The sequence below is a fragment of the Sulfuritalea sp. genome (assembly GCF_031426875.1).
GTDB lineage: Bacteria > Pseudomonadota > Gammaproteobacteria > Burkholderiales > Rhodocyclaceae > Sulfuritalea.
Genome location: NZ_JASJPC010000014.1, coordinates 1 through 23,694, shown reverse-complemented (window position 1 = coordinate 23,694; position 23,694 = coordinate 1). Strand labels below are relative to the sequence as shown.

22 protein-coding genes are annotated in these 23,694 nt (G+C 66.2%); 12 read left to right on the top strand and 10 right to left on the bottom strand.

Annotation, left to right across the window (positions count from 1 at the left end):
* Positions 1-14: 14 nt before the first annotated feature.
* A complete protein-coding gene (locus RMO95_RS06975) occupies positions 15-1,724 on the bottom strand; it encodes a methyl-accepting chemotaxis protein (protein ID WP_310449884.1) in 1,710 nt (569 codons plus the stop codon).
* 182 nt (positions 1,725-1,906) lie between these two features.
* Positions 1,907-3,340 (bottom strand): DUF4139 domain-containing protein, encoded by a 1,434-nt coding sequence (locus RMO95_RS06970; RefSeq protein ID WP_310449883.1) that lies wholly within the window; start codon positions 3,338-3,340, stop codon positions 1,907-1,909.
* A 91-nt stretch (positions 3,341-3,431) separates the two neighbouring features.
* On the opposite strand from RMO95_RS06970, the gene RMO95_RS06965 reads away from it, so the two are divergent.
* Positions 3,432-4,004 carry a chalcone isomerase family protein gene (locus tag RMO95_RS06965; protein WP_310449882.1) on the top strand — a complete coding sequence of 191 codons (573 nt, stop codon included), beginning with the start codon at positions 3,432-3,434 and terminating at the stop codon, positions 4,002-4,004.
* Positions 4,005-4,015: 11 nt separating this feature from the next.
* Positions 4,016-5,245, top strand: a complete 1,230-nt coding sequence (locus RMO95_RS06960) for a CaiB/BaiF CoA-transferase family protein (RefSeq protein ID WP_310449881.1) — start codon at positions 4,016-4,018, stop codon at positions 5,243-5,245.
* Between the two features lie 60 nt (positions 5,246-5,305).
* Here RMO95_RS06960 and RMO95_RS06955 read toward each other — a convergent pair whose 3' ends face one another.
* The 3 genes from RMO95_RS06955 to RMO95_RS06945 all read right to left on the bottom strand — a co-directional run bounded on the left by RMO95_RS06955 (position 5,306) and on the right by RMO95_RS06945 (position 10,120).
* Positions 5,306-6,721, bottom strand: coding sequence for a PAS domain-containing protein (locus tag RMO95_RS06955; RefSeq protein WP_310449880.1), 1,416 nt, complete (start codon positions 6,719-6,721; stop codon positions 5,306-5,308).
* Positions 6,722-6,942: 221 nt separating this feature from the next.
* Positions 6,943-7,746, bottom strand: coding sequence for a DUF2927 domain-containing protein (locus tag RMO95_RS06950; RefSeq protein WP_310449879.1), 804 nt, complete (start codon positions 7,744-7,746; stop codon positions 6,943-6,945).
* 172 nt (positions 7,747-7,918) lie between these two features.
* Positions 7,919-10,120: an SLC26A/SulP transporter family protein gene (locus tag RMO95_RS06945; RefSeq protein WP_310449878.1), complete on the bottom strand. Its 2,202-nt coding sequence runs from the start codon at positions 10,118-10,120 to the stop codon at positions 7,919-7,921.
* A gap of 145 nt (positions 10,121-10,265) precedes the next feature.
* Between RMO95_RS06945 and RMO95_RS06940 the strand changes: the two genes are divergently transcribed.
* The 7 genes from RMO95_RS06940 (at position 10,266) to xerD (ending at position 17,628) form a co-directional block, all read left to right on the top strand.
* On the top strand, positions 10,266-11,213 hold the full coding sequence (locus RMO95_RS06940) for a TAXI family TRAP transporter solute-binding subunit (RefSeq protein ID WP_310449877.1): 948 nt from the start codon (positions 10,266-10,268) through the stop codon (positions 11,211-11,213).
* A gap of 13 nt (positions 11,214-11,226) precedes the next feature.
* Positions 11,227-13,311 (top strand): TRAP transporter permease, encoded by a 2,085-nt coding sequence (locus tag RMO95_RS06935; RefSeq protein WP_310449876.1) that lies wholly within the window; start codon positions 11,227-11,229, stop codon positions 13,309-13,311.
* Entirely contained in the window at positions 13,308-13,676 is a 369-nt protein-coding gene (locus tag RMO95_RS06930; protein ID WP_310449875.1) for a DUF1850 domain-containing protein, read from the top strand. The genes RMO95_RS06935 and RMO95_RS06930 overlap by 4 nt, the downstream gene beginning before the upstream one ends.
* A gap of 138 nt (positions 13,677-13,814) precedes the next feature.
* A complete protein-coding gene (locus RMO95_RS06925; protein ID WP_310449874.1) occupies positions 13,815-15,071 on the top strand; it encodes a DUF898 family protein in 1,257 nt (418 codons plus the stop codon).
* Complete coding sequence (locus RMO95_RS06920) at positions 15,072-16,094, top strand: M48 family metallopeptidase (protein ID WP_310449873.1); 1,023 nt, start codon at positions 15,072-15,074, stop codon at positions 16,092-16,094.
* Between the two features lie 71 nt (positions 16,095-16,165).
* The gene (locus RMO95_RS06915; protein ID WP_310449872.1) at positions 16,166-16,660 is read left to right on the top strand and encodes a methylated-DNA--[protein]-cysteine S-methyltransferase; all 495 of its coding nucleotides are present in this window, start codon (positions 16,166-16,168) and stop codon (positions 16,658-16,660) included.
* A 62-nt stretch (positions 16,661-16,722) separates the two neighbouring features.
* Positions 16,723-17,628 (top strand): site-specific tyrosine recombinase XerD, encoded by a 906-nt coding sequence (xerD, locus tag RMO95_RS06910; RefSeq protein ID WP_310449871.1) that lies wholly within the window; start codon positions 16,723-16,725, stop codon positions 17,626-17,628.
* 6 nt (positions 17,629-17,634) lie between these two features.
* On the opposite strand, the gene RMO95_RS06905 is transcribed toward xerD, so the two are convergent.
* Entirely contained in the window at positions 17,635-18,399 is a 765-nt protein-coding gene (locus RMO95_RS06905; RefSeq protein ID WP_310449870.1) for a DUF1223 domain-containing protein, read from the bottom strand.
* Between the two features lie 108 nt (positions 18,400-18,507).
* Between RMO95_RS06905 and ybaK the strand changes: the two genes are divergently transcribed.
* Entirely contained in the window at positions 18,508-19,008 is a 501-nt protein-coding gene (ybaK, locus tag RMO95_RS06900) for a Cys-tRNA(Pro) deacylase (protein ID WP_310449869.1), read from the top strand.
* Positions 19,009-19,011: 3 nt separating this feature from the next.
* On the opposite strand, the gene RMO95_RS06895 is transcribed toward ybaK, so the two are convergent.
* On the bottom strand, positions 19,012-19,371 hold the full coding sequence (locus RMO95_RS06895) for a dihydroneopterin aldolase (protein WP_310449868.1): 360 nt from the start codon (positions 19,369-19,371) through the stop codon (positions 19,012-19,014).
* A 43-nt stretch (positions 19,372-19,414) separates the two neighbouring features.
* Between RMO95_RS06895 and plsY the strand changes: the two genes are divergently transcribed.
* Complete coding sequence (gene plsY / locus RMO95_RS06890; RefSeq protein WP_310449867.1) at positions 19,415-20,005, top strand: glycerol-3-phosphate 1-O-acyltransferase PlsY; 591 nt, start codon at positions 19,415-19,417, stop codon at positions 20,003-20,005.
* 15 nt (positions 20,006-20,020) lie between these two features.
* Here plsY and RMO95_RS06885 read toward each other — a convergent pair whose 3' ends face one another.
* Entirely contained in the window at positions 20,021-20,428 is a 408-nt protein-coding gene (locus tag RMO95_RS06885) for a bacteriohemerythrin (protein WP_310449866.1), read from the bottom strand.
* A 159-nt stretch (positions 20,429-20,587) separates the two neighbouring features.
* Here RMO95_RS06885 and RMO95_RS06880 point away from each other — a divergent pair, with 159 nt between their 5' ends.
* Complete coding sequence (locus tag RMO95_RS06880; RefSeq protein ID WP_310449865.1) at positions 20,588-21,487, top strand: cyclic nucleotide-binding domain-containing protein; 900 nt, start codon at positions 20,588-20,590, stop codon at positions 21,485-21,487.
* A gap of 16 nt (positions 21,488-21,503) precedes the next feature.
* On the opposite strand, the gene tsaD is transcribed toward RMO95_RS06880, so the two are convergent.
* Both tsaD and RMO95_RS06870 read right to left on the bottom strand, forming a co-directional pair.
* Positions 21,504-22,517 (bottom strand): tRNA (adenosine(37)-N6)-threonylcarbamoyltransferase complex transferase subunit TsaD, encoded by a 1,014-nt coding sequence (gene tsaD / locus RMO95_RS06875; RefSeq protein WP_310449864.1) that lies wholly within the window; start codon positions 22,515-22,517, stop codon positions 21,504-21,506.
* A gap of 41 nt (positions 22,518-22,558) precedes the next feature.
* Complete coding sequence (locus RMO95_RS06870) at positions 22,559-23,632, bottom strand: PA0069 family radical SAM protein (protein WP_310449863.1); 1,074 nt, start codon at positions 23,630-23,632, stop codon at positions 22,559-22,561.
* Positions 23,633-23,694 lie beyond the last annotated feature (62 nt).

Here is a 23,694-nt window from a genome sequence, read left to right as displayed (position 1 = left end):
CAACATGCTGCTTACTAGGCTTCCAGCGCGGCCGGCAGGAAGGCGGTGCGGAAGGCGCCCCAGTGGCGGCCCTTGATCATGACCGGGATGCTCAGCTCGCACAGCACCTCGCCGGTATCGCGCAGGTAGGTCTGCACCAGGCAGGGTTCGCGATTCTGCGCCGAGCGCGCACCGGCAAAGTCGTCGAAGATGCGCTTGTGGCGGGTCTTCATCAGGTCGTGCTGGTAATTCCCGTTGGCCGCTTCGGAATAGCGCCGGTTGTGCGCGGGCGCATAGCCCCTGGTATCCACCACCAGGCTCATCATCAGTTCCGGCGTCTGCTCCAGCAGTTCATCGTAGATGCGTTGCAGGTCGGCTTCCACGGCGGCGTCGTAGCCGGTGCTGTAGCGCGGCGGATTGCTGCCGGCGATCGGGCGGTAGTTCTGGTCGAAGATGGGCAGGCCCTTCGCCTCGGCGGCCTCCAGATAGGCCGTGGCGCGCTGATGGCAGGTGCCGGCCGAGCTCATGATGCGGTCCATGGCGCTGCCGCCGATGGCAAAGCGCGTCGCCACCGACTGGATGCGTTCGGTGAGCTCGCGCAGTTCAGACGAGAAGCGTTCCGCCTCGCTCATCTGCTCGGAAACCTGCTCGCTGAACTGGTGGATTTCGCTGATCTGCTCGTTGGCCGTCGCATTGATGTCGCCGATGTTATGCACCGAGTCGCTGATGCTCGCCAGTTGCTCGCTCATGCGGCCGAAGTCCTCCACCATGAGCGAAAAGCTCTGCGAGGAGCGCGACACGGCATCGTTGGTGATCCGGCTGTCCTCGCGGATGCGCACGGTTTCCTGCTCGGTGACGCCGACCAGGCCGATCATCGCCGTGGTGTTTTCGGCGATCACGCTGGTCGCCGACTTGACCTTCTCCGCCAGCTTGCGCACCTCGTCGGCCACCACCGCGAAGCCGCGGCCCGATTCGCCGGCGCGCGCCGCCTCGATCGCCGCATTCAGCGCCAGCAGATTGGTCTGGTCGGAGATCTCGTTGATCATCAGGCCGATGTCGCGGATCTGCGCCGATTTCTTGCTCAGTTCATCGACCACCGTGGCGAAGGTCTGCGCGTGCCTGGCAATCTCGCTGATGCGCTGGGTGACATCCAGCAGTTCCTGGTAGGACTGGCGCGAGGCATCCAGATGCTTGGTGGTCGAGGCGCTGACCGCGTCGGCGTTTTCGGTCAGGGAGCGGATCGCATCGCTGGTGGTCGCGCTGGCGGCGAATACCGCCGTCGCCAGTTCGCGCTGCTTCGCCGCCAGGGACGAGGTCTGATGCACGCGCCGGTTCAGCTTGGCCGCCTCGACGGCAACCCGGGTGCCGGTCTGGCGTATGTCCGCGACCAGTTGGTGCGCGCCGTCGAGCAGTTTGTTGGTGTTCTGCGCAATCCTTGCGGTCGCCCCGTCCTGGGACAGGCGCCGGGCCAGATCGGGCCGCGGCGCGGCGAAGCGCTCCAGTTCCTGCTCCAGATTCTGCAACTGACGCAGCGCGAGGCGTCGCTGCAAGGCGCCGGTGATGAGCACGAAGACGGCGGAGTAGACGACGAATCCTGCCGCCAGCCAACCGCTGGTATCGACACCGCCCAGCAGCGCCGCCGCCAGCCCGATGAAACCCGCAGCCAGCACGCCCTGCCATAATTCCGCGGCACCGCCGCGACCGGCCGTGGCGGCGCGATCGCCTGCTGTTGAACTATCACTCACTTGGACTCCTCCGATTTCCCATGCTGCCGGTACCTGCCGGTACCTCGTGCCTCGGCCCGCCCACGGTCTACCGCATAGAACAGCGGTATCCGTCGATCAGTACTGTCGATGATTATAGCGGCCGCCGCTGGATAAGCGTTTGTCGCGTCGGCATCGGGGAGCGGCGAAGCGCGGCGCGCGACTCACCACTTCACGCGCACCGTGTACTCCAGCAGCGTCGTGCCGCCGGCCGGCACTGCAATGTTCCACACCGCCACGCGCGCCGATTCCTTGCTGTGCGGGTGGCTCTGCTGCAGCATCTCCCAGTCGCCGGGCAGGGGTTCCTGCACCCTGACCGTCACCGCCTCGTCCTTGGCATTGCGCAATTCGATGCGCCAGGCGGTTTCGCTGACGTTGTCGGCAATCCTGCGGTAACCGGTCTGCCTGCGCTCGGCGGTGATGTCGAAGGCTTCTCCCAGCCTGAGCTTGAGCTTCTCGTTCTTCGCCGTGTGCCCGATGCGGTCCTCGCCGACGAACTGCGCCGCACCCTTGCTGTCCCGCGCATAGACGCGCACGATGCCGGCCGGCAAGGGGCGGCCGATGGCCCCCTTGTTCTCGAATTCCAGGAATACGGCGGGCTTCAATTTCTGGCCGATCTGGCCGAATTGTTGTACCTGGCGGTCGCGGTAGTACCAGTCGTTGCCGGCCAGCAGGTATTCGCGGCGCACCGGCACGGCACTGGCAGCCAGCAGCGCGAGCTGCTTGGTCTGGTTGTCGGCGATGCGGGTCGGCCGCTCGAAGCTGTAGAGGTGGTAATCGAGCAACGCCTCCTGCGTGGCTTCCTGCGCCTTGGCGCGCGCCGCCGCGGGCGCCGCCATGGCATAGACCCTGGAGTCGGTCTGCCGCACGCGATTGACCGTGCCGGCGACGAGTTGCAACACCGCATCGTCGAAGCCGGCGCCGCTGCGATTGGTCAGCGTCACCCAGGCGTTGAGGTCGAGGCTCTTGCCGTCGGTGGACAAGTTCGCGACGTAATCGGCTTGCCACGACAGGCCGCCGGTCAGATAGGAAAGCTCGACCGTCTGTTTGCCGCCGGCGGCTTCGAGCAGCACCGAGAGCGTGGGACGATCGCGCAGGTTGGCCGGCACGGCATCGAAGGCCAGCCGCCCCGGCACGCCGGTCTCGATGCGGTCGGCGAAGCGCAATATCGCAGTTGGGTAACCCGCCTGGCCGGCGGCCAGCACCGTGGCCTTCTCGCGGCGTTCGGCATCGCTGGTCGGATGCGGGCGGATCACCGTCACCTCGCGGCCGACGTATTTTTCCAGCAGCTTCTGCGGCGTCAGCAGGTCGAAATCGAAGTTCTGTTCGACCAGGCCCAACGGCTGCCCGCTGACCGCGCGCAGCAGCGCCGTCTCGGGGCGCATCTGCGCCGCCACGTCGCGCAGCGACAGGCGCGTCAGCCCGGCCGGCAGCTCGACCCGGCGGCGCTCTTTCACCAGCGCCAGATCGTCGTGGTACACCGTGACGGCGACGGCTTCGCGCTCCGCCGCGCCGGAGCTCACCTCGCGCGGCGCTTCGGCGCCATGCGCCAGGCCCGCCGCCAGAAAGATCCCGAGTCCCAACACGCTGCGCTGCATGGCATTCTCCCCGCCGCTCGATGACGCAACGATAGCATGCTCGGGTCGACGCTATGATGGCGGCCGACACCCAATTCGAGGAGATCCCGTCATGCAAAAGATCCTTGCCATGCTGTTGCTGGCCCTTGCCCTGCCGGCGCTTGCAGCAGTCGATGTGGCCGGCGTGAAATTCGACGACACCCAGAAAGTTGGCGCTGGCGACACGGTGATCAACGGCGCCGGATTGCGCAGCCGGGTCTTCTTCAAGGTCTATGCGATCGGCCTCTACCTGCCGCAGAAGGCAGCGACCACGGCGGAGGTCCTCGCCGCCAAGGGCGCCAGGCGCATCGCCATCGTCACCCTGCGCGAGCTGAGCGCCGAAGATTTCGTCAACGCCCTGCTCGACGCCTTGAAGAAGAACCACGACGAAGCGACGCTGAAGACCCTGCAGCCGAGGATCGACCAGTTCCGCAGCGCCATGCTGACGATAGGCACCGCCCCGGAAAAATCGGTGGTGAATCTCGACTGGCTGCCCGAGAGCGGGACGCGGCTGTCCTTCAACGGCACGCCGAAGGGCGGCGACATCGCCGGCGAGGATTTCTATCGCGCGCTGCTGCGGATCTGGCTCGGCGACCAGCCGGCACAGGACGACCTCAAGGAAAAGCTGCTGGGCAAGACACCCTGAACCCGGCACCCATGGGCGCGCTGTCGCATATCAAGGTCCTCGACCTGTCGCGTGTGCTGGCCGGGCCCTGGGCCTCGCAGCTGCTCGGCGATCTCGGCGCCGAGGTGATCAAGATCGAGAAGCCCGACGCGAATGGCAAAGGCGGCGACGACACGCGCGGCTGGGGGCCGCCCTGGCTGGCCGACGGCGCGGGCCAGGCGACCACCGACGCGGCCTATTTCCTGTGCACCAACCGCAACAAGCGCTCGCTGACGGTCGACATCACCCTGCCGGCGGGACAGCAGATCGTGCGCGAGCTGGCCGCGCAGGCCGACGTGGTGCTGGAGAATTTCAAGGTCGGCGGCCTCAAGGCCTACGGCCTCGACTATGCAGGCCTCGCCGCACTGAACCCGAAACTCGTCTACTGCTCGATCACCGGCTTCGGCCAGGACGGCCCCTACGCGGCACGCGCCGGCTACGATTTCCTGATCCAGGGCATGGGCGGACTGATGAGCGTCACCGGACGCGCCGAGGGCGAGGAAGGCGCCGGACCGCAGAAGGTCGGCGTGGCGCTGACCGACATCCTGACGGGGCTGTACGCCGGCAATGCCATCCTCGCCGCCCTGCTGCATCGCGAGAAATCCGGCCAGGGGCAGCACATCGACCTTGCGCTGCTCGACGTGCAGGTGGCCTGCCTGGCCAACCAGGCGATGAACTACCTGGTCTCGGGCACGGCGCCGCGCCGCATGGGCAACAGCCATCCCAACATCGTGCCCTACCAGGACTTCCCCACGGCCGACGGCGACATGATCCTGGCCATCGGCAACGACGGCCAGTTCGCGCGCTTCTGCGACATCGCCGGCCATGCCGAATGGAGTGCCGACCCGCGCTTCGCCAGCAATGCGGAGCGCGTCAGGCATCGCGCCGAACTGATCCCACTGCTGCGCCGGACCACGGTGATGAAAACCACCGCCGACTGGATCGCCCTGCTGGAAAACGCCGCCGTGCCCTGCGGCCCGATCAACGACCTGGCCGGTGTGTTTGCCGACCCGCAGGTGCGCCATCGCGGCCTGCAGGTCGAGATGCCGCATGCCGCGGGCGGCACTGCGCCGCAGGTGGGCAACCCGATCCACTTCTCCGCCACCCCGATCGATTATCGACGCGCGCCGCCCCTGCTGGGCCAGGATACCGAGGCGATATTGCGCGAACTCGGGCGCAGCGACCATGAGATCGCCGCACTGCGGGCGGCCGCCGCAGTCTAGGAGCTGCCGGCAGCCAGGCGTCGGCAGCGACGCGGCTTGCGGTCGGGGGAGGCTCCCGCCTCAGCCGCTGTCCGAATGATTCCGATGCCATTCCAGCTCCGCGGCAGCCTGCCTGGCTTCGGTGATGTCGTCGTAGATCCCCAGCACGCCTATCGTCTCGTTCTGCGCATTCCTCAGCGGTACCCTGGATACGCGCAGCCATGTCTCCTGGCCGTCGGCGGTGGTCTGGCGCTCTTCCACGTTTAGCCTGGCGATGCCCGACTCCAGGACCACGCGGTCGGCTGCGCGATAGGCCTCCGCCTGATCCGCCCAGCGCATCTGATAGTCGTCCCTGCCGATCACATCCTGCGGGTGCGCCATTCCGGCGTCCCTGGCAAATGCCGCGTTGCAGCCGAGGTAGCACAAGCGGCGGTCCTTCCAGAACACCCTGAGCGGCGCGGTATCGATCACGGCCCGCAGCAAATTCTGCGATTCGGCAATCGCCGCATCGGCCGCCTTGCGCGCGGTGATATCACGGGCATAGCCGACCATGCCGACCACCCGCCCATCGACCAGCACCGGCGACTTGCAGGTCTCGCACCAGCGGCGCTCCCCGCCGATGTCGATCAACTCCTCGACCGGGCTGAGGCTGCTGCTGGTGAATACCGTCAGGTCTTCCGGGCGGGCCGTTTCCTCCATGGTCGAGGCCGCAATATCGAGGTCGGTCTTGCCCACCACAGCTTCCGCGGACGGCCAGCCGAAGCCCTTCACAAAGGCCTGATTCACAGTGACGTAGCGGCCCTGCTCGTCCTTCAGCCAGACCATGAACGGGAAATTTTCAAGCAGTGCGCGCTGGTAGCCTTCGCGCTTTTCGACGGCCTTGAGATGCAGCTTGATCTCGTCATTCAAGCGGCACTCTTCGCGGTAGCGTTCGCGGAACAAATCCAGCAGATAGATCGTCAATGTCGCACTCATCGCCAGGACGAACAGGTGCACGACCGTCATCATGACCGGGGTAGCTGGCCTGAGATTTCCGAGAATGCCGACCTGCTGGCCCATGCCCATGAAAATCACGGCGACGCAGCTGACGACGAGCAGCCCCAGGCAATAGCGGACACCCAGCATCCATCCGGAGAAAATCAATATGACCGGATAGGCAATCAGGATAGGCGCTCGCACGCCTTCGCCGATGAAGGTCGCATAGGTCGCAAAAATCCAGCCGCCGACGGCGAGCAGGCGCACCGCCGCAACATTGCTGCGGTAGCGCAGGGTCAATCGCGCGGCGATGGCGAGAACCATCAGACCGCCGACACCGTAGATACGCCCTCGATAATCCTGCGGCGAGGCTTGCACCAGCAGTCCGCCGTAGATCAGCGCCCCGACGAAAATCAACCAGATGGTGTGGCCCAGCGTCGAATCACCCTCGTGAAAAATCAGTTCCGGATGGTCGTCGACGGGGGCACTTGAAGGCGAGAACGAGGTGTGCGCCTCACGCATGGAGATACCTTGGTGGTTGATCCCGCGAAATTTCCTGCTGGCATTGCTTTCGATGCTACGCCCGCGTCATTGCAGGTGTCAATGCAAGCTTGCGGCGCAAAGCAGCCAGGCTTCGGGGCGGGACAAGCGCCGCCACCGGCGGCGCGATGCCGGCGAGGAAAGTCCACCGGCGGACCAGGCGCCCGGCCTCAACGCCACCGTCACATGATGGTCAACAGACCCTAGCGATCCAGGCCCGCCAGTCCGCTTTCGGCGGCAATCTTCTCGGCGCTGTCGAAGCGCTTGTCGCGCTGGTACTCGGCGGCGATCGTCTGCAGAATGGGACGCACGGTTTTTTCGTCCATGCCGGGCTTGACGCGCGGATCGTAGAGCAAGCTCAGCAGCAGATGGTCGAGGCCGGTGAGAAATGCCTGGGTGGACTTGCGGCTGAAGATCGACGGAAAGACCTTCGGCGAATCGTTGGGCAAGCCCATGGCATGGGTCAGCTCCTCGACCACGCAGGACACCAGGTCGCCGTTTCCGCGCGCCCTATCGACCGGTATCATCGCCACGGCGCGCACGATCGAACCCTTTTTGCGCTCGATGGCGAAGCTCGCCAGGCACAGGCTGTCCCGATACAGGGCCGCGCGCTGGTGCGCCGAACCGTTGCCGAAATAGCGCGGCATATCCAACTCCAGCCTGTCTTCGCTGGTCAGCACGATCAGGAAGTTGGCCGCCGTCTCGCTCCCGGCGGGCTGGATCGCCAGGCCGGTGATCTCGGCCAGATGCAGGAAATGCACGCGTATCAGCCGGCGATGCAGTTCCTCGTCGCCCACGCCATGGACAATGAAATAGCGCAAGGGCACGATCCATTTGCGCACGGGGTTCTGCCGCGTCGAGTAGGCGCTGTGCAGCGCCACTTCGACAAAGCTGTCCACCAGACGCGCCGGAGAATTCCACCTTGGTTCATCGGCGCCAGCTGCAAGTGACGCTCCGCCGAGCAGGACGACGAGCAGCATGCGGTGCCAGAGGGCAGCGATCTTCATGGCCAGGGAAAGCAGCTTGAATGTCTACACCTTACTCCCGATCGCGTGTCGTTGAAATACTACGGCCGGAGTAATCCCGCTAACGGTAAGCCGGTAGAGACGCTGGCATAAACCCTTGCGCCACGACGGTTTCGCTCCTGGACGCAGAGGATTCCGCCTTGCGGCGATGCGCTCAGGATTCGAGCACGCGCAGCTCGGCGTTGGTGTAGCGCAGGCGGCTGGCCAGCACGCTGGCAATGCCTTCCATCAACCGCAGGCCCAGCTTCTTGTGCTCTTCGGCGAACTTGTCGAAGGCGCGGCGCGACAGCACGTAGAGCTCGGTATCGGTGAAGGCCACGGCATTCGCCGAGCGCACCTCGCCGTCGAGGAAGGCCATTTCGCCGAAGAAGGCGCCGCGGCCGAAGGTGCCGAGGTGATGCGATTGCCGATCGGTCAGGGGCAGCACGATGCGCACCGCGCCGCGCCGGATCAGGAACAGCTCGTCGCCGGCATCGCCGCGCGAAAAAATGGTTTCGCCCTCCGCCACGCTGCGCTTCTCCATGCACGCTTCGAGCGCCGCCAGGGTCTGTTCCTTGCGCCCGGCGAACAGTTCGACTTCGTGCAGTTCCAGCGCGATCTCCTCGTCCTTCAGCAGCGCCGCGTCGTGGATGATGCGGTCCTCGACCCATTCCAGCGCGTCGTCGAGGGACGGAAATACCTTCACCGGACTGTCGGCGTGCAGCAGTCCGACCTGGTCGAAGTACTGCTGCAGGTCGCGCCCCGACGGCAGGTTGGGCGGGATCTGGCTGAATATCAGGAAACCGTGGCGCTCGGCCAGCATGTCCTTGACCTGTTCCAGCAGGTGGGCCGCCGTGACATCGACGGTCTGGATGCGGCGCATGTCGAGGATCAGGAAATCGCGTGTCTTGAGTTCCGGCTCCAGGCACAGGTAGAGCTGATCGGCGGTGCCGAAGAACAGGCTGCCCTGGAGTTCGACGATCGCGGCACGGGTGCCGTGCGTGGTGAGGATATCCATCTCCTCGTGGGTCCGCACGCGCTTGGAAAATGTCTCGTTGCCGAGCAGTTTGCGGCGAATCACGGAACCGCCGATCTGTTCGCGGATGAACAGCATCACGGCCAGCACGATGCCGACGCCGGAGGCGGCGATCAGGCTCACCGTCAGGGCGGTGCCGATCACCGCGACGATCACCGCGAAGTCGAGCATGGTCGAGCGCGACTTCAGGTAGTGGAGGCTGTTGCGGTCGATCATGCGCACGCCGATCACGATCAGGATGCCGGCCAGTCCCGCCACCGGCACCCAGGAGATCAAGTTCGCCAGCAGCAGGAAGGCCAGCAACGCCAGTACGCCCTCGACCACTCCCGAGAAACGGCTGGCGGCGCCACCCGAAATATTCACCAGCGTGGCGCCCATGGTGCCGGCGCCCGGTATGCCGCCGATCGCGCCCGAGGCCAGGTTGCCCAGGCCCTGGCCGATCAGCTCGCGGTTCGAATCGTGGCGCGAGCGCGTCAGCGCATCGAGCACCACGCAGGTTTTCAGCGTATCGATCGACAGCAGCACGGCCAGGGTCAGCGCCGGTATCGCCAGCATCTGCAACTGCTGCAGGCTGACGTCGGAAATCGACGTCCAACGTCCGGCGAGACCCGCGAAGAAACTGCCGCCGCCATCGCCGCTGAGTGCCCCGACCACCAGCCGGTTGCCGCTCAGGCTGAACAGCGCCGGGTCGAGCAGGGCCAGGCCGAAATAGGCGGCGACACCGGCCACCAGGCCGAGTACGGCGCCCGGCACGGCCTTGATCAGGCGCGGCGCCCCGAGCATCACGACGATGGTGACGACGCCGACCACGATGCCCTGCCAGCGCCATTGTCCGGGGGCGCCCAGCGCCGCCCAGAAGTGCAGGTCCTTCGGCGTGCCGAGCAGCTTCGGCACCTGGCTGCCGATGATGATCAGGCCGACCCCGGAAAGATAGCCGCTGACCACCGTGTAGGGCATGTACTTGATCAGCCGGCCCAGGCGCAGGACGCCGAATCCCACCTGCATCAGGCCGGCAAGCAGGCCGAGCAGGGTCAGCAGCAGCAGCGTGGTGTCGACCGGCGTGCCGCTGGCCAGGGCCTCGATGGCAAAGGCCGACACCACGGCCGCGGCCGGTGCGCAAGGCGCCGAAATCAGCCGGCTGGTGCCGCCGAAGGACGAGGCCACGATGCCGATCGCCGTCGCGCCGAGAATGCCGGCCAGCGCACCGAGCGCGGCATGGGCGCTGCCGAGCACGGAATAAATGGTCACGCCGAAAGCGATCGCCGAAGGCAAGGCCACCAGCATGGCGGCAAAGCCGCCCCAAAAATCGCCGGTCAGGTTCTCCGGCTTTGGCAGTTTCATTGACTATCCTGCTTAAGTTCGCCCATGCTGCATAAGTTGTTCGTCCGAACACGATTCTGTCATGAAGCACCGTCCGTGTCTTCTTCATATCGCCGAGTGTTGTAAGCTTCACCTCTCAACAAACCCGTCCCCGGAGGAATCACCCATGAATAAAGCGCGTACCCTGCTGGTCGCCGCGGCGACTTTGGCTCTCTCCGCAAGCGTCCACGCCCAGGAATTCGTCACCGTCCTCACCGGCGGCACCTCGGGCGTGTATTACCCGATGGGCGTCGCCCTCTCACAGGTCTACGGCAAGGCCATGCCCGGCGCCAAGACCTCGGCCCAGGTGACCAAGGCCAGTGTCGAGAACCTCAACCTGTTGCAGGCGGGGCGCGGCGAGATCGCCTTCACGCTCGGCGATTCGCTGTCGGATGCATGGAAGGGCGACCCCGAGGCGGGTTTCAAGACGCCGCTGAACAAGCTGCGCACCATCGCCGCGATCTATCCCAACTACATCCAGATCGTCGCCAATGCCGATTCCGGCATCAAGACCCTGGCCGACCTCAAAGGCAAACGCATCGCCGTCGGCGCGCCGAAATCCGGCACGGAACTCAATGCCCGCGCGATATTCAAGGGCGCCGGCTTGAGCTACAAGGACTTCGCCAAGGTCGAGTACCTGCCCTTCGGCGAGTCGGTGGAACTGATGAAGAACCGCCAGCTCGACGCCACGCTGATTTCGGCCGGCCTCGGCGTCGCCGCGATCCGCGACCTCGCCACGGCAGTCAAGATCGTCATCGTCTCGGTGCCCGCCGACGTCGTCGCCAAGATCGGCGAAGCCGCCTACCAGTCGGGCACGGTGCCGGCCAACACCTACAACGGCCAGACCGAGGCGACGCCGACGGTGACGATCCAGAACTTCCTGGTCAGCCACGAGGGCGTGTCCGCCGATGCCGCCTACAAGATGACCAAGGCGATCTTCGACCATCTGCCCGAACTGCAGGCCGCGCATGCCGCGGCCAAGGCCATCACCAGGGAAAATGCCGCCAAGGCGCCGCCGGCGCCGCTGCATGCGGGTGCCGCCAGGTACTACAAGGAAGTCGGGCTGATCAAGTAACGGAAACATCGCCGTGACCGATCGCAGCGCCGCCCCCGACCACGGCCAGGAAGAGTTCTCCGAGCATGGCGTGCAGCGCCGGCTCGGCGGCGGCTGGCTGACGGTTCTCACCGGACTGGCCCTGGCCTTTTCGACCTACCAGCTGATCGTCGCGGCCTTCCATCCGCTGTCCAGCCTGGTGATCCGCAGCCTGCACGTCGGCTTCCTGCTGTGCATCACCTTCATCCTCTACCCGGCCTTCAAGAGCGCCGGCCGGCTCTCGAAAGTTGGTGCTGGCGATACGGTGCTGGCCTTCGGCGCCCTGGCGCTGTCGACCTATCACTGGGTATTCGAAGGCGATCTGATCCAGCGCTCCGGCGACCCGAGCAACGTCGACCTGTTCGTCGGCACCGCCCTGGTCATCATGTGTTTCGAGGCTTCACGGCGCATCCTCGGCCTCGCGCTGCCCATCGTCTGCGGCCTGTTCCTGCTCTACGGCGTGTTCGGCCACCTGTTGCCGGGCGACCTCGGTCATCGCGAGTACGGCTTCGACCAGATCATCAACCAGTTGGCGCTGGGCACCGAAGGCATCTTCGGCATCCCGACCCTGGTTTCGGCGACCTACATCTTCCTTTTCATCCTGTTCGGCTCCTTCCTCGAACATGCCGGCATGATCAACCTGTTCAACTCGCTGGCGCTGGGTTTCGTCGGCCACAGCAAGGGCGGCCCGGCCAAGGTCGCGGTGATCTCCTCGGGCCTGATGGGCACCATCTCAGGTTCCGGCGTGGCCAATGTGCTGACCACCGGGCAATTCACGATTCCGCTGATGAAGAAGTTCGGCTACTCGGGCATCTTCGCCGGCGCCGTGGAAGCCACCTCGTCGATGGGCGGCCAGATCATGCCGCCGGTGATGGGCGCGGTGGCCTTCATCATGGCCGAGAACATCAACGTGCCCTATGCCGACATCGTCCAGGCGGCGGCCATCCCGGCCATCCTCTACTACGTGACGGCGTTCTGGATGGTGCATCTGGAAGCCGGGCGCAAGAACCTGGTCGGCCTGCCCAAGGAGCAATGTCCCAACCCCTGGCGTGCGATGCGCGACAACTGGTACCTGCTGCTGCCGCTGGTGGTACTGGTGTGGACCCTGTTCAACGGCTTCACGCCGATGTTCGCCGGCATGATCGGACTGGTGCTCACCGCCGTGCTGATCCTCGGCGCCGCGATCGCCGCGCGCGTCTCCAGTATCGCCTTCCGCTATGTGTTCTGGTTTGCGCTGGGACTTGCCGCCGCGGTCTTCGTCAAGAACATGGAGACCTGGGGCATCTATCCGCTGCTGGCGCTGATCGCCGCGCTGGTGGCGCAGACCTTCGCCCTCAAGGGCGGCATGAAGACCCTGCACCTGCTGAAGATGAGCCTGGTCGAAGGTGCCCAGCAGGCGCTGCCCGTGGGTGTCGCCTGCGCCATCGTCGGCGTCATCATCGGCGTGCTGACGCTGACCGGCGCAGCGTCCTCCTTCGCCGGCTTCATCCTCAGCGTCGGCGAGAAGAGCCTGTTCCTCTCGCTGGTATTGACGATGCTGGTCTGCCTGGTGCTGGGCATGGGTATTCCGACCATCCCCAACTACATCATCACCAGCTCGATCGCCGCGCCGGCGCTGCTCAAGCTCGGCGTGCCGCTGATCGTCAGCCACATGTTCGTCTTCTACTTCGGCATCATGGCCGACCTGACGCCGCCGGTGGCGCTGGCCGCCTTCGCCGCCGCCTCGATCGCCAAGGAGTCGGCGATGAAGATCGGCTTCAAGGCGGTGCAGATCGCCATCGCCGGCTTCGTCATTCCCTACATGGCGGTGTACACGCCGGCACTGATGCTGCAGGGCGACTGGACCGTGGCTGCCGTCGCCTACATCGTGTTCAAGGCGGTGGTGTCGATCATGCTGTGGGGCGCGGCGGCGATCGGCTTCCTGCAAAGCCCGCTCAACATGGGCGAACGCGCCTTCGCCGCGACGGCCGCCTTCCTGCTGGTCGCGGCGATTCCGCTGACCGACGAAATCGGCTTCGGCATGAGCGCGGCCTTCGTGATCTGGCACCTGGTCCGCAGCCGGAGACTCGTTTCGGCATGAGCCTCTGCCTCGCGGCGGGCGCAGTCGCGGCCTCGCTCGCGATCGAGAGTTTCACGCTGAGCTGGATGCACTCGATCGAGAAGATCCGCTGGGAGGAAGACTGGCGCATCGAAGGCAGCACACTGGTCATCACCGAAGCGCGCATCCGCGGCAGCGGCGCCGGCATGGAACCGCCGGCCGGTGCCTTGCTGCGCAACGGGATCTGGCATTACCGCCCCGCTTTGCCGCCGCAGGCCGTGCTGCGCCTGACCCATTCGCCCTACACCGCCGGCTACACGCTGTGCACGCCGACCGTTTGCCGGCCGTTGGCGGATCACCTGCCGGGACTCGGAGATCATGCCCTGATCGAGATCAGGCCCTGCTGAACGACGCGAGTCCCTTCGCGCCGACTTGCCATTGGAATGAGTAGCCGCTAATCTGCCTGACATTTATTCCATACGGCATTGCTGCCGGCGTACAAGGTGCAGTCGGGCAGTCGGGCAGCGCCAACAACATCAGGGACGATGATGAATGCAACGAGCTGCTACGAAACGCTGGGCGTGGTTCGCGATGCCACACCGGAGGCCATTGCTGCCGCCTACCAGCGCTGCCTGAGCGAACTGCGTGCGAGCCTGAACGGCCCGAATCCGCCGTCGCCCGAGCGCCTCGACGCCCTGCGTGCTGCCTACCAGACACTCGGCAATCCCGCGTCGCGGCAGGCCCACGATGCCGCGCTGTCCCCACCGACCCCACTGTCGCCGGCGGTCGCGGCCGATGCAGGGGAGCGCAAGTCCCATCCCTTCGCCTTTACCGGCAGCGGCGGCGAGTATTTCCGCATCTGGATCGTCAATCTGTTTCTTTCGCTGATTACCCTCGGCATCTATTCGGCATGGGCCAAGGTGCGTCGCGAGATATTTTTTCACCGCAATCTGGTGCTCGACAATTCCGCCTTCAGCTACCACGGCAATCCGATCGCCATCCTCAAGGGCCGCGCCATTGCCGTCCTGCTGCTGATCGCGCTGACGGCGGCGCAGAATGCCGGCCCGCTGGCCTACGGCCTTGCCGTTCTGGTGCTGCTTCCCGTGGCGCCGTGGCTGATTGTGCGGGCGTTTCGCTTCCGCGCCCACAACACCAGCTACCGCGGCCTGCGCTTTTCATTTCACGGCAGCTACCGGCAGGCGCTGACGGCATTTGTCGGCTATGGATTGCTCGCGGCGATAAGCTTCGGGCTGCTGTTTCCGCTGTTCTACCGCCAGCAACGGACATTTGTGCTCAACAATCTGCGTTACGGCAGCGCGCAATTTCACTGCACGGCCAGCGGCAGGCAGTTCTACGGCATTTTCCTCAAGCCGCTCGGGCTCGCGCTGATCGGCATGTTTGCCATCGGATTCCTGGCGGCGGCAGGCGGCGCCTCGCAGTTGTTGCTGCCGCTGGCCTTCGGTGTCGGCACGATGGCCCTGATGCTGTTTCTGCTGCCGTATATTCGCGTGCGGACCACCAACCTGGTGTGGAACCATGTCACTCTGGAACGGATGGGTTTTTCCAGCACGCTGGCGGTCCTCGCCTACTTCGGTCTGCTCGCCGGCAATCTGGTGCTGCTGCTGCTCACGCTCGGGCTTTACTGGCCTTGGGCGCAAGTCCGCCTCGCGCGCTACCGGGCAAGCTGCATGAGCCTGCTGAGTGCGGAACCGCTCGACAGTTTTGTCGCCGGGGAAAGCGCCAATGCCGCCGCGATAGGCGACGAAGTATCCGAGTTGATGGACATCGACATCGCCCTGTAGATGATCGCAGCGGATTATTTCGACGGCCGCAGTTCGCGGCGCCACCCCGCCAATCTTGGCTTGCGCGATGGCGCGGTGGTGGTCGAGGGTGAATTCGGCCGCCGCAGCGCCGCGCTGGATGCCGTCGAGATCTGCACCGGCACCGACCGGACCCCGAGCACGATCCGCTTCGCCGATGGCGCCATTTGCGAAATCCGCGACAGCGCGGCCTGGGCCGCCGAGCTCGCTGGCGCCGGCTTCGGGGTCGGCGCGGTAGCCAGCGCCGAACGGCACTGGCATTGGGCCCTGGCCGCCCTGGCGGGCGCCGTGCTGATCGTCGCCGCGATCTATGCCTACGCCCTGCCCTGGATTGCCGGGCTGCTGGCGCCGGCGATTCCGCAGGCGGTGACGCAATCGATTTCGGATGCCGTGCTCAAGGGACTCGACGCCAGGCTGCTGGCGCCGAGCAAAACCAGCCCGCAACGCCAGCAGGAGATCGCCGCCAGGGTGGCGGCGCTGGGTGGTGCCGGCGACAGCCTGCCGCCGCATCGCCTGCTGTTCCGCGCCAGCCCCACGCTGGGTGCCAATGCCTTTGCCCTGCCCGGCGGCGACGTGGTGGTGCTCGACGAGCTGCTGGCCCTGGCCAGACGCGACGAAGATGTGGTCGCCGTGGTGGCGCACGAGCTGGGCCACCTGCGCCACCACCACGGCATGCGCCAGTTGCTGCAGAGCGCCGTGGTCTCCTTCGTGGTCGGCGTCTATCTCGGCGACATATCCACCGTCGTCGCCGGCCTCACCACGCTCCTGCTCGAATCCCGCTATTCACGCGAGTTCGAACTCGAAGCGGATGCCTATGCCGGCCGCCTGCTGCTGTCGACGCCGGCTTCGCTCGACCCCCTGATCGACATGCTGCTGCGGCTCGACGCAGCGCATGCCAAAAGCCGCGCCGCCGATCGCGGCGGGCTGTTCGGCGTCGGCGACCTGCTCAGCAGCCATCCCGACACCGCCGGCCGGGTCAGCGCGCTGCGGGCGATGAAACGCTAACGCCGGCTGTACTTGCAGATCGCTTGTCGGGGATCGACAATAATGCGTTGATCGACATCGGGAGTGCCGCCATGAAGCCCTATTCCGCAATCTTGTCCGCACCGGGATTCGCTGTCGGCATCTGCTGCGACCAGGACGAAATCACGGGCATCGACTACCTCGAAGCACGCGCCGAACTCGCGCCGCAGACCCCGCTGGCGCAGGAAGCCGTGCGCCAGTTGCGCGCCTGGCTGAAAGACCCGTCATTCGAATTCGGCCTGCCGCTGGCGCCCGCCGGCACGCATTTCCAGCGCCGCGTCTGGGACCAGATCACCGCGATTCCGCCGGGCCGCACCATGAGCTACGGTGAAGTCGCCGCGGCCATCCGCAGCGGCCCGCGTGCGGTGGGCAACGCCTGCGGCGCCAACCCCTATCCGATCGTGGTGCCCTGCCATCGCGTGGTCGCGGCGAACCAGGGCCTCGGCGGTTTCGCGCGGCAGCGCGGCGGCTTCCTGCTCGATATCAAGCGATGGCTGCTGGACCACGAACGACAATCCCCCCGGCCCCCTTTCCGCGAAAGGGGGTGACCGGTGTTCGCTGCGCTCCGTGAGCACGATTGCCTTGCCTTGGGGCGGCCCGGCGGCAAGGCATGAAGGACGCTGATGCCGCGCTGATCGACGAATTCGTGGACGCCTTGTGGCTCGCCGACGGGCTGTCGAAGAACACGCTGGCGGCCTACCGCACCGATCTCACGCTGTTTTCCGGCTGGCTGGCCGGCACCGGCAATTCAATAGTTGGCGCTGGCGAGACGGCGATCAACGCCTATCTCGCGCATCTGCATGCCCGCCCCGGCGGCATCAAGTCGGCCAGCCAGCGGCGGCTGATGGCCACGCTGCGCCGTTGCTACCGCTGGCTGCTGGACCAGGGCCGGCTGCGCACCGATCCGCTGCTCAACATCGACAAGCCGCGGCCGATCCAGCGCTTTCCCAAGACACTTTCCGAGAAGCAGGTGGAAGACCTGCTCGACGCGCCCGACGTGGCGACCTCGCTCGGTCTGCGCGACCGCGCCATGTTCGAGCTGCTCTATGCCACCGGCCTGCGCGTGTCCGAACTGGTCGGCGTGCGCCTGTTCGAGGTCAGCCTCAACGACAACGTGGTGCGCGTGATGGGCAAGGGCTCGAAGGAACGGCTGGTGCCGCTGGGGCAGATCGCCGCCGAATGGCTGCAGCGCTACATCGCCGGCGCGCGCGGCGAACTGCTCAAACAGCATGTCTCCGACGCCGTCTTCGTCACCACGCGCGGCGGCGCCATGACGCGGCAGATGTTCTGGACCCTGGTCAAGAAATACGCCCTGAAGGTCGGCATTCCGCAGCAGCGCATCTCGCCGCATGTGCTGCGCCACGCCTTCGCCACGCATCTGCTGAACCACGGCGCCGACCTGCGCGTGGTGCAGTTGCTGCTCGGCCACGCCGACATCTCGACGACCCAGGTGTACACCCACGTCGCACGCGAGCGGCTGAAGCAATTGCATCGCGTGCATCATCCGCGCGGCTGATCTGTTTCAACCGGGACAGGCATGGCGCTGCAGCGCCTGCACCACCTCGCCCGTCGCCTTGTCCTGGACGAAGGCCGCCACCCCGAGATCGGCGCGCTTCCAGCCGGGCTCCAGCACGATTTCCTGACGCAGCGTCAGGCGCCCGTCGGCGCCCGCCGCCAGCGGTCCAAGCAGGCGCCGCACGACGTAGTCGTGGCGCAGCGTCTTGCCGGAATTCTCGCCGGCGCGGACTTCGGATTCGAGATTGTTTTCGTAAACCGCCAGCCAGGCATCGAGTCCCGGCCGTGCCATGACGATCTCGCCGCCGACGGCAAGGCCCGCCGCGCCCGTGGCGCCCAACTGCAGCGCGATGCGCGCCCCCGGACGGGCGTCGCCGACGCCGTCGAGCGGGCTGGCGCCGCTGCGCCAGTCGCGGCCGTTGCGAAGGAACTGCGGCGTGTACACCAGGCGCGAGCGCGCCAGGCCGGCCATCGTCTGCTGGCGCTCGGTGTAGCGCGGACTGGCGAAACGATCCGTCCAGCCGAGACGATCCCAGTAGTCGACATGGAAGGCCAGCGGCACCAGTCGCCCGGCGTACTCGGCGCGGTCCCTGAACTGCGACAGGCGCCGGTCGGCCGGCGGGCAACTGTCGCAGCCTTCCGAGGTGTAGAGCTCGAGCAGCACCGCGCGCTGCTCGCCGCTGTGCGCCGCGCAGGCGGCGAAGGCCGCGGGCGCAAGCAGCGCAGTGCACAGCCAGGCCAGCAGCGGCGAGAAAAGTCGTCCTCGATTCATGGTGGGCTCCCGTAAGCGCGAGACAGGCATGAGATAGCTATTGGTCGCGCGCGCCGCGGATTCCTTACGCGCGGCGGCGACTTTCGCGGGGAGCGTACAATTTGTCGCATGAGATCAGACGCCAGCTACCCGAATTCGGGCCCCGAGACCCCGGCGACCAAGTTCCTGCACAAGCACGGGGTCGCCCATTCCAACCACCTCTACGAGTACGAGGAGCATGGCGGCACCCAGGTATCGGCTCGCGAGCTGAATGTCGCCGAGCACGCCGTGGTCAAGACACTGGTCATGGAAGACGAAAATGCCAAGCCGCTGATCGTGCTGATGCACGGCGACCGCAAGGTGTCGACCAAGGAGCTGGCGCGCCAGATCGGGGTCAAGAAGATCAGCCCCTGCAAGCCCGAGGACGCCCTGCGCCATACCGGCTACATGGTCGGCGGCTGTTCGCCCTTCGGCACCAGGAAACCGCTGCCGGTGCATATGGAAAAAACCATCCTCGACCTGCCGCTGATCTACATCAACGGCGGCCGCCGCGGCTACCTGGTCGGCGTCCATCCGCACGACATCCTGCGGGTGCTGCAGCCGAAGATCGTGGAGTGCGGCCTGGCCTAGTCTTTAGGCGCGATCCGCACGGGATCGCTCGATCTGCACGCCGACGCGGCGCACGCCTTTCATGATGCCCATCTTGGCGATGCTGATCTTGACCCAGGGCGCGCCGAACTCGTTCAACAACAGGCCGATCACGTATTCGCCGAGCGTCTCCAGCAGGTTGAAGTGGCGCGTCGCCAGTTCGGCGCGGATGCGATCGATCACCGCGTCGTAGCGGATGGTCTTGTCGATATCGTCGTCCTGCGCCGCCTCGTCGGGCACGCCGAAGGTCAGGCTGATTTCCAGCGACTGCGGCGCCGCCTTCTCGCGCTCGAAAATCCCGACGTGCGCATCGACCCGCATGTCGTCGATGAAAATGAAGTCCATCACAGCTCCAGATTAGAATTCAAGCCATTCTAGGGAATCCGCAATGAACCTGCTCGTTTCTGCCGCCTTCGGCTATCTGCTCGGCTCCGTACCTTTTGCCGTGATCGTCTCGCGCGCCTTTCGCCTGGCCGATCCGCGCAGTTTCGGCTCGGGTAATCCCGGCGCCACCAATGTGCTGCGCAGCGGCAACAAGCTCGCCGCCTTGTTGACCCTGCTCGGCGACGCGGCCAAGGGCTGGCTCGCGATGTTCATCGCGGCAAGAGTTGGCGCTGACGGGGCGGCGATTGCGGCGGCAGGTCTCGCCGCCTTCCTCGGCCATGTGTTTCCCTTCACCCTCGGCTTCAAGGGCGGCAAGGGCGTGGCGACGGCGCTCGGCGTGCTGCTGGGTTTTTCCGGCGTGCTGGCCGGCATCACGGCCGGCATCTGGCTGGCGGTTGCCGCCGTCACGCGCTATTCCTCGCTGGCGGCGCTGGTGGCCGCCGCGGCCGCACCGGTTCTCACCGGGTGGCTGCTGGGCGGGATCGAGAGCACCGTGACCGTCGCGCTGATGTGCGCGGTGCTGATCTATCGTCACCGCAGCAACATCAAGAAGCTGCTCGCCGGCACCGAAGGCCGCATCGGCGGCCGCAAGTAGCGCCGGGCCGGCAACTCAGTTGCCGCCGGATTTCACCACCGCCGCCGTGCGCAGATGCGGCACGTAGGCCTTGTCCACCACGCCGATGTGCTCGACCAGCCAGGTCTTGACCAGGACCATCAGTTCATCGCTGACGTCCTGGCGGATCGAATGCTGCTTGATTTTCGCCAGGTCGACAGAGAAGGCCCGATGCGCGGCGATGTGGGCGTCCAGGTCGGGGTAGCCGTGCAGGCGCAGCAGCGCCTCTTCGACGGCGAAATGTATGTTCATGAAATTGGTCAGCTCGACGATCGCGAAATGCACGGCCGACCATTTGTCTTCCGAGGAAACCGCCAGTTCGAGACGCGCCAGGACATCGAAAAGCACCTGATGCTGCTCGTCGATTTCGTCAATTCCGGTAAGCAGGCTATCGGTCCAGCTCATTGGCGGCTCCAGGCTCGTTCGCAGCACCCGGATCATTGTAGCCGTGATTTGTGCCTGATCCGGACCATGCGTCGTCAAGATAATCGCCCGTCACTGCGCCCCTTATAATCACCGCTTGCGACAAGCCCGCGCGCAGCCATTCGATGCAGGAAACCCGCCATGGATGATCTGGACTTTTCAGCCAAACCCAGCGCCCCGGTGCGCACGCCGGCGGCCGACCCCGGGGCCAAGGGCGAGGCGGCGTCCCTCTACGACCCGAAACTGGCCCTGGCGTTTTTCCGCCTCGCCGGAACCCTGGAACAGTTTCCGGCCGGCCAGCAGATATTTGTCGAAAACGAAAAGGCCTCCGGGTTTTTCTCCAAGGGGGCCCGCATCTACCTGCTGCTCGACGGCGACGTGACCCTGACGCTGAAGGGCAAGCCGCTGGAACTGGTGCTGCCCGGCGAGATTTTCGGCGAAATGGCGGCCATCGCCGACATCCCGCGCAGCGCGACGGCAACCGCCAGGAAGAGCTGCCGGGTGTTGTCGCTCGACGAAAAGCAATTCCTCGGCTCGCTGCAGCAGATGCCCGATTTCGCGCTGATGCTGATGAGCGTGATGGCCCAGCGCCTGCGCCGCGGCCTGGCGCGACTGGCGGCGGCAAAAAAGACCGCCACCGAGGTGCTGGAACACAGGAACACGCTGGACAGGAAAATGCTGGCCGAATTGCAGCATGCGCTGGGCGACCCGACGCCCACCTCGGCCGCCGCCGGTCAGACCGTGGTCACCAAGGGCGCCGTGGGCGCCTGCATGTTCGTCGTGACCGAAGGTCGCATTGCGATTTCGGTCGACGGCACGGTGATCGAGCATGTCGGGCCGGGCGGCGCCTTCGGCGAAATGGCGCTGGTCGATCGCACCGGCCGCTCGGCCACCGCGACGGCGGAAAGCGACAGCGCCTGGCTGCTGATCGGGCGCAATGAATTCCTCGCCATGGTCAAGTCGCGGCCGGCCTTCGGCATCGCGCTGATGCGCTCAATGAGCGCGCGCGTGCTGCACATCGGGAAACTGCTCGGCGCCTGAAAGCCGCGGCAAACGTTCAGGAAATCTGGTCGAGCGGCCAGCGCGGGCGCACCGCGAAGGCGCCGCCGCGATTCGGCGCCTCGCCCTGCAGCAGACGCTGGCTGCCGGCGAAGGCGATCATCGCGCCGTTGTCGGTGCATAGCTCCAGCGCCGGATAGAACACCCGGCCGCCGATCTTCGCCATGGCTTCGTCGAGCCGCTGGCGCAGGCGCCGGTTGGCGCCGACGCCGCCGGCCACCACCAGCGCCGAAAGTTGGTGCTGGCGACACGCCGCGACGGCCTTGGCCGCCAGCACTTCGGTCACCGCTTCCTGAAATTCCGCGGCGAGATCCGCGCGGTCGGCCTCGCTCAACGCCTGCGCCCGCGCCGCGGTCAGCACCGCCGTCTTCAGCCCGGAAAAGCTGAAGGACAGATCGCCGCTGTTCAGCATCGGCCGCGGCAGCTTGTAGCGCCCGGGCTTGCCCGACTCGGCAAGCTTCGCCAGCGCCGGGCCGCCGGGATAACCCAGCCCGAGCAGCTTGGCGGTCTTGTCGAAGGCCTCGCCCGCGGCGTCGTCGAGCGATTCGCCGAGCAGCCGGTAGTCGCCGACACGCGCCACGCGCATCAGCTGCGTGTGCCCGCCGGAGACCAGCAGGGCGATGAAGGGGAAGCTCGGCGCGTCGTCGGCCAGGAGCGGCGAGAGCAGATGGCCTTCCAGGTGATGCACCGGCAGCACCGGCACAGCCAGGGCCATGGCCAGCGCCTCGGCGAAACTGGCGCCGACCAGCAGCGCGCCGGCCAGCCCCGGCCCCGCCGTGTAGGCGATCGCGTCGATGTCGCGGCGCGTGCAGGCGGCTTCGGCCAGCACGCTCTCCAGCAGCGGGATCAGGCGCCGCACGTGGTCGCGCGAGGCCAGCTCCGGTACCACGCCGCCATAAGCCTCGTGCATCGCCACCTGGGTATGCACGGCATGGCCGAGCAGGCCGCGCTCGGTGTCGTAGAGCGCGACGCCGGTTTCGTCGCAGGAGGATTCGATGCCGAGGACTTTCATCGGCGGCATTCTACCGGCAGGGCGTGCGCGTCCCGGCCGCTTCAGAACAGCGACAGCTGCGGCGTTGCGCGCGGCGGCAGTGGTGGCGGACGGAAGGCCGTGACGTCGAGCCGGACATGGAGCGTATCCAACCCCAGCCGGCGCACGGCAATCCGGAAGCGCTGGGCGATGATCTCGGCCAGCGGCCCGCTGCCGCGCTGGCGCGTGCCGAAGGTGCTGTCGTATTCGCGGCCGCCATGCAGCTGGCGCATCAGGCTATACACGTGCTCGGCGCGGCCCGGCCGGTGGCTCTCCAGCCAGGCGCGGAACAGCGGCTTCACTTCATGCGGCAGGCGCAGCAGGATGTAGCCGGCGGAAGTCGCGCCGGCCTCGCGCGCCGCCGCGAGGATGTTCTCCAGCTCGTGGTCGCTCAAGGCAGGGATCAGCGGCGCGACCATCACCGCAGTCGGAATCCTGGCCTCGGCCAGCGCCGCAATGACGGAGAGTCGGCGCTGGGGAGATGGCGCCCGCGGCTCCATCGCCCGCGCCAGGTCGCCGTCCAACGTGGTGATCGAAACCGCGGCATGCACCAGATCGCCGTGCGCCATTTCCGCCAGCAGATCGAGGTCGCGCAGGATCAGCGCCGACTTGGTGACGATGGTCAGCGGATGGCGCGTTGCCGCCAGCACTTCGAGGATGCCACGCGTCACCCGCAGGCGGCGTTCCACCGGCTGCCAAGCGTCGGTGTTGATGCCCAGCGCGACCGGCCGGCAGACGTAGCCGGGCTTGGCCAACTCGCGGCGCAGGGTTTGCGCGGCATCGGCCTTGTAGGCAAGCTTGGTCTCGAAATCCAGCCCCGGCGAGAGGCCCAGATAGGCATGCGAAGGCCGCGCGAAACAGTAGGCGCAACCATGCTCGCAGCCGCGATAAGGATTGATCGAACGGTCGTAGGGAATGTCGGGCGAGTCGTTGTAAGTGATCACCGACTTCGCCGTATCGACGATCAACTCGGTGGCCGGGGCTTCGTCTTCCTCGTTCCACCAGCCGTCCGCCGCCGCCTCGCGCTGCCAGGCGTCGAAGCGGCCATCGGGCGAGATCACCGCACCGCGGCCTTTGCGGGGAGGGCTGGCTTTCATACTGAGATTATATATGGGGTATCCACTTAGCTCCACTAAGCGGTTTTCCTTGCTTTTTTGCT

Coding starts and splice junctions, on each gene's coding strand:
- RMO95_RS06870 (WP_310449863.1), bottom strand. CDS start 23,632: ATGAAAGCCAGCCCTCCCCGCAAAGGCCGCGGTGCGGTGATCTCGCCC.
- RMO95_RS06880 (WP_310449865.1), top strand. CDS start 20,588: ATGGATGATCTGGACTTTTCAGCCAAACCCAGCGCCCCGGTGCGCACG.
- RMO95_RS06950 (WP_310449879.1), bottom strand. CDS start 7,746: ATGAAGATCGCTGCCCTCTGGCACCGCATGCTGCTCGTCGTCCTGCTC.
- RMO95_RS06925 (WP_310449874.1), top strand. CDS start 13,815: ATGATGAATGCAACGAGCTGCTACGAAACGCTGGGCGTGGTTCGCGAT.
- RMO95_RS06895 (WP_310449868.1), bottom strand. CDS start 19,371: ATGGACTTCATTTTCATCGACGACATGCGGGTCGATGCGCACGTCGGG.
- RMO95_RS06930 (WP_310449875.1), top strand. CDS start 13,308: ATGAGCCTCTGCCTCGCGGCGGGCGCAGTCGCGGCCTCGCTCGCGATC.
- plsY (WP_310449867.1), top strand. CDS start 19,415: ATGAACCTGCTCGTTTCTGCCGCCTTCGGCTATCTGCTCGGCTCCGTA.
- xerD (WP_310449871.1), top strand. CDS start 16,723: ATGAAGGACGCTGATGCCGCGCTGATCGACGAATTCGTGGACGCCTTG.
- RMO95_RS06920 (WP_310449873.1), top strand. CDS start 15,072: ATGATCGCAGCGGATTATTTCGACGGCCGCAGTTCGCGGCGCCACCCC.
- RMO95_RS06940 (WP_310449877.1), top strand. CDS start 10,266: ATGAATAAAGCGCGTACCCTGCTGGTCGCCGCGGCGACTTTGGCTCTC.
- RMO95_RS06885 (WP_310449866.1), bottom strand. CDS start 20,428: ATGAGCTGGACCGATAGCCTGCTTACCGGAATTGACGAAATCGACGAG.
- RMO95_RS06965 (WP_310449882.1), top strand. CDS start 3,432: ATGCAAAAGATCCTTGCCATGCTGTTGCTGGCCCTTGCCCTGCCGGCG.
- RMO95_RS06945 (WP_310449878.1), bottom strand. CDS start 10,120: ATGAAACTGCCAAAGCCGGAGAACCTGACCGGCGATTTTTGGGGCGGC.
- RMO95_RS06915 (WP_310449872.1), top strand. CDS start 16,166: ATGAAGCCCTATTCCGCAATCTTGTCCGCACCGGGATTCGCTGTCGGC.
- RMO95_RS06960 (WP_310449881.1), top strand. CDS start 4,016: ATGGGCGCGCTGTCGCATATCAAGGTCCTCGACCTGTCGCGTGTGCTG.
- ybaK (WP_310449869.1), top strand. CDS start 18,508: ATGAGATCAGACGCCAGCTACCCGAATTCGGGCCCCGAGACCCCGGCG.
- RMO95_RS06955 (WP_310449880.1), bottom strand. CDS start 6,721: ATGCGTGAGGCGCACACCTCGTTCTCGCCTTCAAGTGCCCCCGTCGAC.
- RMO95_RS06905 (WP_310449870.1), bottom strand. CDS start 18,399: ATGAATCGAGGACGACTTTTCTCGCCGCTGCTGGCCTGGCTGTGCACT.
- tsaD (WP_310449864.1), bottom strand. CDS start 22,517: ATGAAAGTCCTCGGCATCGAATCCTCCTGCGACGAAACCGGCGTCGCG.
- RMO95_RS06970 (WP_310449883.1), bottom strand. CDS start 3,340: ATGCAGCGCAGCGTGTTGGGACTCGGGATCTTTCTGGCGGCGGGCCTG.